This is a genomic window from Allobosea sp. P5_A5 (assembly GCF_056400625.1).
Genome location: NZ_JBFUKY010000003.1, coordinates 582,009 through 591,753 on the forward strand (window position 1 = coordinate 582,009; position 9,745 = coordinate 591,753).

Consider the following 9,745-nt stretch of genomic DNA (forward strand, 5'->3'; position numbering starts at 1 on the left):
AAACAGCTTTCTTCAGAGACGGTCCCAGCTCACAGTGACGCCGATCTTCTGGAACGCCTGCTGCCAGAGCGAGGCCGCCTGCTCCAGACGTTGCGGCTCGTAAAGTCCCTGGACCTGATGCACGTCGAGCGTCCAGCTCGCCGCGCCCGAACTCTGCCAGGTCCTGGCCAGCACCTGTCGCAGTTTCTCGGGGTCGCGCACGCCGGGGCCATTGCCGAAAACGGTGAACTGCCCCGAATTCTGGAGCATGTCCGAGACGAGGACGAGCCTGCGGTCGCCACTCGCGACGCGGTTCTCGCGGCGGGCGACGACATCCCCGATCGCTTCGAGGATCGGTGACTGATTGCCCTTGGCGGGCTGTGTCAAAATCTTCAGGGCGTCATCGAGCGGGCGCCCGAACTTCTCGACCCATTTGAGGTAGTCCCGGCGCGGATTGCCGATCAGTTCGCTCGCGGTCCTGCCTGGATTGCAGAGCGAGACCAGCGCCGGGAAGCCAGGCTCGAACACGTCGTTGAAGACATAGATCGACAGAAGCCGATCGGCCGGCAGATCGTCGCCGATCTGCTTGACCAGAGCCTTCAGCCGCCCGGCCTGCACCTCGCTCCACGGATCGGTCTTGTCGACGAGGATCAGCGTCTGGCCGATCGGCCCCGTTTTCAGGCACAGGTTTTCCGGGTCGCGCGGGGGCCCGCGCAGCAGGGACGGGGCGGCGAAGAAGCCGACCAGCGCGACACCGGCGAGCGCGGAGGCGACGATCGCCCAGTTTTCGGTCTTCATGCGATCGACCTAGCGCGGCATCGCCGCGAATTCTTCGGCGGCTTGTTTCTGGGCGGACTCGTCGCGCTCGAAGGCCTCGCGCCCGGCCTGCGCGGCGCGCGACTTGACCTGCTCCACCTCGCCGGAGAGGTCGATGCCACGCAGCAGCACCAGCCGGTCCTTCAACGTCGCTTCGACCAAAGCCGGCATCGAGCCGAGCTGCTGCTCGAAATCGTCGATGAGACGCCTGGCCGCGACATATTCCGGCGGCTCCGTCGGCTGGTCGATCTCGGCCAGGTTGAGGCTTTGCGAGAAATAGGCCGGCGGCAGATCGGTTCTGACCCGGAGATTGGCCTCGCGATACTGCATCATGGCCCCATCCTTGGCGGCGCGCAGTTGGCCCAGCCGGGACGAGTGCAGATCGCGCGCCTTCTCCGCCCGGGCCTTCAGGCCCTGCAGCTTGCCAAGCTCGTCGCGGCAGTCCTCGCGAAAACCGTCGACCTGCGTCCTGAGCGCTTCCAGCTCCGGCAGCAGCTCGACATCCAGCCGCCTGCGCTCGTCCTCGACGGCGCCCCAGCGCTGCCGCCAGCGCTTATAGGCGGCTGCATGGCCGGGATAGCTGCCAAAGGCCGAATAGCCCTTGGTCGCGGCCACGAACGCGACGATGCAGCCGATGATGACCAGCGCGACCGATTTCAGATCGTAGATTGCAAAAGGCGTTTCCAGCATGCGCGGCATCACCTGCACGGAGCGCGCGTCGGGATTGGCGATCAGCATCTCGCGATAGTGCCCCACAGCGAGGTTGAACAGCAGGATCAGCGCGATCATTCCGGCATAGGCCGGCAGCGCCCAGAACAGATGCGAGCTTTTGACATGCTGGCAATACCGCGCCGGCCCCACCCCCATGAAGAAGCCGAGCGAGATATTGAGCGCAGAGATGATGACCGCCGTCGCCGCGCCTCCAACGAGGCCGAAATCGCTCGCCTCGGCGAAGAAGTTGCCGTTCAGTAGGCTCTCGAGCACCAGCGGCACGACCAAGAAGAACAGGATGAACTGCCACTTGTCGAGCTTGGGGTCGCTGCGCCGCTTGTTCTCATAATTGAAGAAGGCGTATTCGCGCTTGGCCCTGAGCGCATCGTAGATGCGCTGCTCAAGCTCGCTGCCATGCTTGTTCAGCGCGGCGCGCATGGTTGCCTCCACGCCGCGAATGCGTCCCTCGAAGCGTTGCTGCGTGAAGAGCTCGCGCCTCCCGGCCACCTCCGCCTGCAGAGCGTTCAGCGCGGCGGCGGCTTCCTGTCTGATCGCCGCATAATGCTCGCGAGCCCGCGCGACCAGCGTCTGCTCCGTCTGCGAGAGCATCGTGGCATGGGCCGGCGGCTGGTTCTCGACCGCGTCGGCCGCGCCGTAATGGCCGGCCTTCACCGCTTCGGCGAGATGGTGCGCGCTGACGGCGGACGTCGCGGGGCCGCGTTGCGGCTCGGTGTCATTCGCCATGGGCGGCCCGGTTCAGGAAATGGCGGGCATCGACGATATCGGCCCAGAAATCACGGAAGCCGGGATAGGCAGGACGCAAATAGGCGCGTTCGAACCAGACCGTCATCGCCGTCACCCCCGCCGTGAGCAGGGCCGACATCGCCGTGCCTCCCAGAGAAACCGCGGAGAGGTCCGCAAGACGCCAAATCAACCCCAAAACCGCCGAGGCACTCGCGATCGCAAGCAGGGTGAGAACGCGATGTCGCCCGGTATCATAGGCGAGCTGCAAGCCAGCATGGACCAGCGTAATACCGAAAGCGGCGGTCAGTTCGAGAACTGCGAGACCTGCCAAAACCGCCGCCACAGCGGCGCCGATCCCGGTAGGCGATGCCGGCAGGAGGGCGGTCCACGCCCCCCGACCCGTCGACCAGCCAAAGTAGAGACAGAGCAAGAAGGCGCCGAGGAGCAGCATCGCCGGCAACGGCGTCTTCCGCCACAGCAAGCGAGCCATGATGCAGAGGCGGGCGGCGTGGGTCTGCATCGCGAAATCGCGAACCCCACGCGCGACCGTCATCAGCCAGGCCGCACATCCCCAAAGCATCGAACGCAACTGAGCCACCATGGCCCCGACGGTTAACGCTTTCCGAACACCGGTCAAGCCAGCGTGCGGGGCGGCGGCGCCCTCAACCGCCGGTCACACTCATATGCCGGCCGACTGCGGGGCGCGACTGCCGGCGATCGATGATGAAGTCATGGCCCTTCGGCTTGCGGGCGATCGCCTCGTCCATGGCGCGAAACAGCGCCGCATCGTCCGGCGAGCCCCGCACCGCGGCGCGCAGATCGGCGGCATCTTCCTGCCCCAGGCACAAGTAGAGCGTGCCGGTGCAGGTCAGCCGCACACGGTTGCAGCTTTCGCAGAAATTATGCGTCAGCGGCGTGATGAAGCCGACAAGGCCGCCGGTTTCCTTGACGCGGACATAGCGCGCCGGGCCGCCCGTCCGATAGGGATCGTCGACGAGTGTATACTTGTCCATCAGCCGCGCGCGAACCACCGAAAGCGGCAGGTATTGATCGATCCGCCCGGCCTCGATCTCGCCCATCGGCATCACTTCGATCAGCGTCAGATCCATGCCGAGGTCATGAGACCACAGCATCAGATCCTCGATCTCGTCGTCGTTGACGCCCTTCAAGGCGACGGCATTGATCTTGACCCGCATCCCGGCCTTGCGCGCCGCCTCTATGCCATCGAGCACGACCTTGAGATCGCCCCGCCGCGTGATTTCTCGGAATTTGACCGGATCGAGCGTATCGAGCGAGACGTTGATGCGACGCACGCCGTAATCGGCCATCTCCTGCGCATAACGGTGCAGCAGCGAGCCATTGGTCGTCAGCGTCAGTTCGTCCAGCGCGCCCGAGGCGAGATGGCGCGACAGGGAGCGGAACAGGCTCATGATATCACGCCGGACCAGCGGCTCGCCGCCGGTCAGCCTGAGCTTGCGTGTGCCGCGCGCCACGAACGCCGTGGCGATGCGGTCGAGCTCCTCCAGCGTCAGCAGTTCCTTGCGCGGCAGAAACTGCATGTTTTCCGACATGCAGTACACGCAGCGAAAGTCGCAGCGATCGGTCACCGATATCCGCAAATAGGAAATCGCCCGGCCGAACGGATCGACCAGCGGCGCCCGCGTCAGTGGCTTGATGTCGTCGAGCAGCATCTTGGCCTCGGCTCCGGTCCTAAGCATCTGCTGTAGGATGCGGACGCATGCTTGCATTGATATAGCCAGACATTGGCATCGATGCCGGCAAGGTCAAGCGCATGGCTGCCGTGCGCGATGCGGGAGAAGGGCACGATCATGTCATCCTGGCCGACCGAACTGCGTCTCGCCAAGGACCGGCGGACCCTGCATGTCGCCTTCGACGACGGCACAAGCTTCGCGCTGCCGGCCGAGCTTCTGCGCGTCGAGAGTCCCTCGGCCGAGGTTCAGGGCCATCACCCCACGCAAAAGGTGATCGTGCCGGGCAAGGCGGCGGTGGAGATCCTGAAGGTGGAACCTGTCGGTCATTACGCGGTGAAGCTCACCTTCGACGATCTGCACGACACCGGCCTCTTCGCGTGGGACTACCTGCGCGAGCTGGGCGAGCAGGGCGGTGAGCGCATGCGAGCCTATGAGGCGGCGCTCGCCGAGAAGGGCCTGTCGCGCCAGCGCCGATAGTCGTCTTCGTCCTGGAACCACAGCGCAGTTCAAGAAGTCGCTCGATTCGGAGCAGCGAATCCGCGCGGATTAGCGCCTGGACATGCAGAGAGACTGCTCCTCGCGTCCTCCAGCGAGGAACCAACAGCTCCCAAGCCTGTTTGCGTTCTGCCGGGTGGCTGATCTCAGGAGGGCTTTATGGACAGCATCATTTATCTCGTTGGTTTGGTGGTCGTGGTTTTGGCGATCCTTTCCTTTCTCGGTCTGCGCTAGGAGGCCCTCATGTCCATGACCGGATCCGACGTCGTCGTCGCACCTGTGACCGTCAACAAGCCCAGCTCGGGCTATGTCCAGTGGGGCACCATTTTCGCCGGTGTGATGATCGCCACGGCGATCTCCACCATCCTGACCGTTTTCGGCTCGGCCCTCGGGCTCTCGCTCGTCTCGGCCGATTTGAGCCGCAGCAGCAGCGCCATGGCGGTCGCCATCGCGCTCGCACTCTGGGCGCTTTGGGTCACGATCTCGGCCTCGATGGCCGGCGGTTATATTGCAGGCCGCATGACGCAGCCTGTGCTCGACTCCTCTTCCGATGAGCGCAAGGTTCGCGACGGCGCCCATGGCCTCGTCGTCTGGGCGACCGGCACGCTGCTGATCGTGTTCCTGACCACGTCCTCCCTGTTCGGGGCGGCGAAGACCGTCGTCAGCGGCGCGACGTCGGCCGGTTCCGGTGTCGCAAGCCTGGTTTCGCAGCAGGCCGACCAGATGGGCCTCACCCTCGACAACGTGACCCGCGCCTCTGGCCAGGCTCCCGTCACCGCCGAGGAGCGTGATCAGGCCTCGCGCATCTTCGTCAACGCGCTCGCCAACGGCAAACTCGAGCAGGGCGATCGCGACTATCTCGCCTCGCGCCTCGCGGCCCGCGCCAATATCAGCGAGCCGGATGCCCAGAAGCGCATCGACGATGCCTATGCCAAGCTGAACCAGGCCAAGGAAACTGCCAAGCAGGCGGCTGAAAAGGCCCGCAAGCTTGCCATTCTCGCGGCCTTCCTTACGGCTGCTGGCCTGCTCGTCAGCGCGGTGGCGGCCTGGTGGGCGGCCGGCATGGGCGGCGCGCATCGCGACGAGGAAATGCGTCGCGATCCGATCGTCTGATCCGACGGAATATCCGACATCAATGAAGGCCGGCGCCTGGCGCCGGCCTTTTTTCTTGCGCGATGCCTGGAGCGATGCGGCTGAACGCTGCAACAGCCCGGCTGGCAAGAACATCCATCCACAGCGATAACCGCAAACAGAAAAGGCCGGCGAAACCGCCGGCCTTTTTGTTCTTCAGTCTGTGGAGCAATCGGCGCTCAGCGCGCGACCACGACGCGGGTGCCGACCTTGGCACGGTCGTAAAGGTCCACGACATCCTCGTTCAGCATGCGGATGCAGCCTGACGACACCGCCTGACCGATCGTCTCCGGCTCGTTCGAGCCATGGATGCGGTAGAGCGTCGAGCCGAGATACAGCGCGCGGGCGCCCAGCGGGTTGTCGGGGCCGCCGGCCATGTGGCGCGGCAGGTCGGGACGGCGCTTCAGCATCTGGGACGGAGGCGTCCACCCCGGCCATTCGGCCTTGCGGGTCACGGCATGGGCACCGGCCCAGTCGAAGCCCGGACGACCGACGCCGACGCCGTAACGAACGGCCTTGCCATCGGCGAGCACGAAATAAAGCCGACGCTCGACCGTGTTGACCACGATCGTGCCGGGGCGCTGCTTTGTCGGATAATCGACGATCTCGCGCGGAATGGTCGTCGCCTGAGCCTTGGAGGGATCAACATACTGGACCACCGGCAGGCGCGTCAGCGGGTCGATTTCGGCGCGGGCGGCGGAGCCAAGCGCAAGCAGGCCAAGGCCAGCAAGCATGGCCAGACGAAGAGAGCGGGTCATCGATGAACCTCGGACGGTCGGGGGAGCGCTGGACATGAAGTTGACACGGAAAAGTCAACGTCTCCTCAACGTCCTGTCAGAGCCGGTCCGTCCTCGCAATCGGCCCGTCATCACAACGCCGGGAGCAGCTGAGCTTTGCCGATGCTCGTTGCGCGCGAGCAACATAGCGGCATGTCCTCAGCTACGCAGGACGACGCAGGCGCCGCGATCGGACTGGATCTTGCGGCACAGTGCCGTCGCGTCGGCCCGGTTCGCGGCCGGCAGCCTGACGCGATAGAACGCGCGTGTTCCGCGACTGCGTAGACGGGTTCCGATCACCATCGGCTGAAGCTCTCCAATGATCGAGCGATGCTGCCCGGCGGCGCGACGAAACGAGGCGAGGGCGCGCCCTTTCGAGAAATTCCCGGCGAGCTGCACGCCCCATGGCGCGAACGGCGCCTCGGCGATCGCGGGGAGGGCGGGTCGGCTGCTGCGGATCGACGCCAGGGTCGGAGCACAGGCTGCCTGCCCGTTCATCGTGGAGGCTCGGGCCGGCCGGGAGCGGCCATCCCCATCGGCGCTCTCCTGCGCGTCCTGCGCCCAATCCTCGGCGCTCGCCCCCGTAACGCTCAGGACGTAGGCCTCGGTCTCATAGGGCAGAAACCGGCTCTGTCCGGCTTTCCGCGCCGCAAGCCAGCCCGCGACGCGGTTGGGCCCGCCATTATAGGCCGCCGCCGCCAACCCCCAATTGCCGAAGCGGTCGCGCAGATCGGCGAGAAAATGCGCCGCCTTGGGCACGGCCTGCTCAGGGTCGAACGGATCGGCAAGCCCCCGCTCGCGCGCCGTGCCCGGCATGAACTGCGCCACGCCCTGCGCGCCGGCCGAGCTGGTCACACCGGGCCGGAAACTCGATTCCTGGAAGATCAGCCGCGTCAGGAAGGCCGGCGGTACCGAATGGGTTTTTGCCGCGTCGTCGATCAGGCGGCAAAGCGCGTCCTGAATGCCCGAAGAGGGAGCGGCGGGCTCCTCGGCCCGTGCAGCCGGGCTCGCGAAAACCAGCGCTGCGGCAAAGGCTGCCGATATCGCTGTGACGGCTAGGCTCGAACGGGAGCGGGGAAAGGCGGGTTGCATGCCGCCGCTGTTTCGCATGCTGCCGGCGTCGCAGCCAGCGGCTTTGCGATTGTCGGACGCCGCGCCGATGTGCGATGAGGCTCCCCGCCTGATCCACGGAGCCGAAGGCCGCATGGCCAAGAGAATGCCCCATAGCTGGACCGATTGGACGCGTGCTTTCCTGCTCGCCGCTGCGGTTATTGCCGGGCTTCTCTTCGCCTTTATCGCCGGGCTGGACCCTTTCGGATTGCGCGTCGGCGCCGGACAGTCCGCGCGGCCGATCATGGATATCAACCAGCGCTTCATGTACCCGCAGCTCGTGCGTTCCGAGGCATTCGACGCGGCCGTCCTGGGCACCTCGACGATGCGGTTGATCGACCCTGCCGCGCTGTCGCGAGACCTCGATGGGCGCTTCGTCAACCTCGCGATGAACGCCGCCACACCGTGGGAGCAGGTCCAGACCGCGCGGCTGTTCCGCGCTCATACCGCCGCGCCGCGATGGCTGATCTGGGGTATCGATCAGAACTGGTGCGATGCCGATGCGACGGAGCCATCCAGGTGGCGCACGCCCCGTCCGGTTCCGGCCTGGCTCTCGCGAGAGGTCAACGGCCTGGACTGGTTGAAGCTCGTCAACCTCACCAATCTCGAGATCGCGGCCCGTCTGCTGGCCTATCGCTTCGGCTGGTCGAAGGAGCGCATCCGCGGCGATGGTTACGAGGTCTTCACGCCGCCCGAGGCAAGCTACGATCTGGCCCGCGCTCGCGGGCATATTTATCAGAACAGCGGAGGCAAACCCCAAGATCTTTCGGCCCTGCCGCTCATGCCCGTGACGGCCGCCGAGAGCGCGGGCTGGCAATTTCCCGCGCTGGTCTGGCTCGACGACAACCTCGCGGCCTATCCGACATCGACGCGGATCATGCTGGTGCTTCCGCCATCCCATCTCGCGGCCTTTCCCCGCACCAACAGTCCCGGATGGCAGCGCTACGCCGTCTGCAAGGCCCGCATCGCCGACCTAGCCCGGCAACGCGGCGCGACGCTGGTGGACTACGCCCACGCCTCGCCGGTGACCGCCGATGATTCGCATTATTGGGATGCGTTGCATTACAGGCTGCCGGTGGCCCAGCGCGTCGAGCAGGATCTCGCGGCGATCGGTCGAGGCGGTCAGCCGCTGCCTGATGGCGCCGCACGGCTGATGCGCTAGCCGCGCTCTCCGAGATCGTCGCCTTGCCGGCCTAAGTCACGCTCCACCGCACCGCGCCACACGGCGCTGCCGTTTTCCCGAATGACGTAAGGGAGCGCGAGGGCTAGCGGAACGTTTCCTCGCCGGAGCACTCGCTCCATCGAGGAATTCTCTATGACACTGAGCTACGTTGTCGGCACGTCCGTCGCTATCATCTTGGGTGGCACCGATGTCACCCAGCCTGTTTCGGGCTCCGGAAACCTCCGTTCAAAACGTCCGGCTGATGTCGATCACGCAGCCCCGGCCAAACGGAACGCTGCTGAACGGATGGCCGGCTCGCGATGAACGCGCGGCGCAGTCGTCAGACGAACTCGTAGGTTCAGGACGAGGTGGAAGCCGTGCCGCTTACCACCAGCCGGGCGGCGGCGGCGGCGGCGCGTCATATCCGCGAGGCGGTCCATAGCCCCGGCCGTAACCATAGCCATAGCGCGGGGGAGGGCCATAAGCCGGCGGGGGTCCATAACCGGGTGGCCGCCTGCCATAGCCCTGCTGGGCAGCGAGATTTTCCTGAATGATCATCAGGCGCTCGCGTTTGGCGTCGCTCATCGTGAATTCGGCGGGAACCCCATCGAGGCGCTTCGCAAGCGCCGCGGGCACCGCCTCCGACGCAAATGCCGGGGCGGCGGAAGCACCGGCCAGAATGATAGCTGCCGAGATTAGCACGATGCGCATGGCAAACTCCTCGTTCCCCATATGAAGCGCTCCGGATGCTCAACGGCTCCTGAACGCAGCCGTCGGCCGCCGTTCATCTTCCAGGGAGGCATTCGTTCAGATGCCGCACCGGGCACCGCACCTTCAGCAAAACGGAGCGGCGCAGAGCGCCTGAAAAGTGGATGCTGTTCGGAAAAATGGTGGGCGATGCAGGGTTCGAACCTGCGACCCCTCCCGTGTGAAGGGAGGCTTCCACTCAGAACCCGTTGGAAAACAACGGATGGGTCGGATGGTGCAGGGGCCTTTAACGGCGCTCTGTTCCCCGTAGGTTCTTGCCTGCCGGTTCAATCTCACCAAAGAGCACTCCCTATGCTCGTTCGCGAGGGAGGCAGGCATGTCTGACCTCACCACCCCCCGCC

The 9,745-nt window shown here is 65.6% G+C and carries 10 protein-coding genes; 3 read left to right on the forward strand and 7 right to left on the reverse strand.

Annotated elements, in window-relative coordinates; translation table 11 throughout:
- Window positions 1-12: 12 nt before the first annotated feature.
- The 4 genes from AC1DR6_RS09620 to moaA form a co-directional block, all read right to left on the reverse strand.
- Window positions 13-777, reverse strand: a complete 765-nt coding sequence (locus tag AC1DR6_RS09620; RefSeq protein ID WP_476828972.1) for a hypothetical protein — start codon at window positions 775-777, stop codon at window positions 13-15.
- 9 nt (window positions 778-786) lie between these two features.
- Window positions 787-2,250, reverse strand: a complete 1,464-nt coding sequence (locus tag AC1DR6_RS09625; RefSeq protein ID WP_476828973.1) for a hypothetical protein — start codon at window positions 2,248-2,250, stop codon at window positions 787-789.
- On the reverse strand, window positions 2,240-2,710 hold the full coding sequence (locus AC1DR6_RS09630) for a hypothetical protein (protein WP_476828974.1): 471 nt from the start codon (window positions 2,708-2,710) through the stop codon (window positions 2,240-2,242). The genes AC1DR6_RS09625 and AC1DR6_RS09630 overlap by 11 nt, the downstream gene beginning before the upstream one ends.
- Window positions 2,711-2,912: 202 nt before the next feature.
- Window positions 2,913-3,941, reverse strand: coding sequence for a GTP 3',8-cyclase MoaA (gene moaA, locus AC1DR6_RS09635; protein WP_476829007.1), 1,029 nt, complete (start codon window positions 3,939-3,941; stop codon window positions 2,913-2,915).
- A gap of 135 nt (window positions 3,942-4,076) precedes the next feature.
- Here moaA and AC1DR6_RS09640 point away from each other — a divergent pair, with 135 nt between their 5' ends.
- Both AC1DR6_RS09640 and AC1DR6_RS09645 read left to right on the forward strand, forming a co-directional pair.
- Window positions 4,077-4,439, forward strand: coding sequence for a gamma-butyrobetaine hydroxylase family protein (locus AC1DR6_RS09640; RefSeq protein ID WP_476829008.1), 363 nt, complete (start codon window positions 4,077-4,079; stop codon window positions 4,437-4,439).
- Window positions 4,440-4,706: 267 nt separating this feature from the next.
- Window positions 4,707-5,570 (forward strand): hypothetical protein, encoded by an 864-nt coding sequence (locus AC1DR6_RS09645; RefSeq protein ID WP_476828975.1) that lies wholly within the window; start codon window positions 4,707-4,709, stop codon window positions 5,568-5,570.
- A 197-nt stretch (window positions 5,571-5,767) separates the two neighbouring features.
- Here the strand turns inward: AC1DR6_RS09645 and AC1DR6_RS09650 are convergent, their stop codons facing one another.
- Together AC1DR6_RS09650 and AC1DR6_RS09655 are read right to left on the reverse strand one after the other, a co-directional pair.
- Entirely contained in the window at window positions 5,768-6,346 is a 579-nt protein-coding gene (locus AC1DR6_RS09650; protein ID WP_476828976.1) for a L,D-transpeptidase, read from the reverse strand.
- Window positions 6,347-6,523: 177 nt separating this feature from the next.
- Window positions 6,524-7,456, reverse strand: coding sequence for a lytic transglycosylase domain-containing protein (locus tag AC1DR6_RS09655; RefSeq protein ID WP_476828977.1), 933 nt, complete (start codon window positions 7,454-7,456; stop codon window positions 6,524-6,526).
- Between the two features lie 112 nt (window positions 7,457-7,568).
- On the opposite strand from AC1DR6_RS09655, the gene AC1DR6_RS09660 reads away from it, so the two are divergent.
- Entirely contained in the window at window positions 7,569-8,636 is a 1,068-nt protein-coding gene (locus tag AC1DR6_RS09660; RefSeq protein WP_476828978.1) for a hypothetical protein, read from the forward strand.
- Between the two features lie 384 nt (window positions 8,637-9,020).
- Here the strand turns inward: AC1DR6_RS09660 and AC1DR6_RS09665 are convergent, their stop codons facing one another.
- Window positions 9,021-9,347: a hypothetical protein gene (locus AC1DR6_RS09665; RefSeq protein ID WP_476828979.1), complete on the reverse strand. Its 327-nt coding sequence runs from the start codon at window positions 9,345-9,347 to the stop codon at window positions 9,021-9,023.
- Between the last annotated feature and the right edge of the window lie 398 nt (window positions 9,348-9,745).